1 protein-coding gene is annotated in these 578 nt (G+C 37.2%); it reads left to right on the top strand.

Going from position 1 to position 578, the window contains the following annotated elements:
* The first annotated feature begins 81 nt into the window (after nt 1-81).
* Nucleotides 82-513: an IS200/IS605 family transposase gene (gene tnpA / locus FKR84_RS13225; protein ID WP_141422788.1), complete on the top strand. Its 432-nt coding sequence runs from the start codon at nt 82-84 to the stop codon at nt 511-513.
* Nucleotides 514-578 lie beyond the last annotated feature (65 nt).

A 578-nucleotide genomic window follows, 5' to 3' on the forward strand; every position in this document is an offset into this window, starting at 1 on the left:
ATTGGTCTCAAAAAAGGGATTTAAACCCTGCAATTTTATTGCAGCACTTTAGTAGTGCGAAAAAATCTATATTTTCGTACTATGAGTTATCAAAGAAAAGGCTCCCATACAGTAAGTTATTTAACGTGCCATATTGTTTGGGTCACAAAATATAGGTACAAGGTACTTCGAGGGGATGTTCAAACTCGTTGTCGTGAACTTTTAATCCAAATTTGTGAGGCGGAAGGTATAGAAATACTGAAAGGAGTAGTTAGTTCGGATCACGTTCATATGCACATTGAATATGCTCCAAAATTGAATGTAAGTAGCATATTGAAAAAACTCAAAGGACGAACCTCAAGGAAACTTCAACAAGAATTCCCGAAACTGAAAGAGCGTTATTGGGGGCAACATTTTTGGGCAAGCGGTTACGGAGTATGGAGTACTGGGAATATTACCGATAAAATGGTCAATGAATATTTGGAACATCACCGTCGAAATTCGAGTGATAATTCCAATTTTATATTGGAATAGTAAAGGGGGACTTTCAGTCCCCAGTATTAATAAACCTCTGCACTTTCAGTGCAGAGTTGTTTAGT

It is taken from the genome of Haloflavibacter putidus, assembly GCF_006546625.1.
Taxonomy (GTDB): Bacteria; Bacteroidota; Bacteroidia; order Flavobacteriales; family Flavobacteriaceae; genus Mesonia; species Mesonia putida.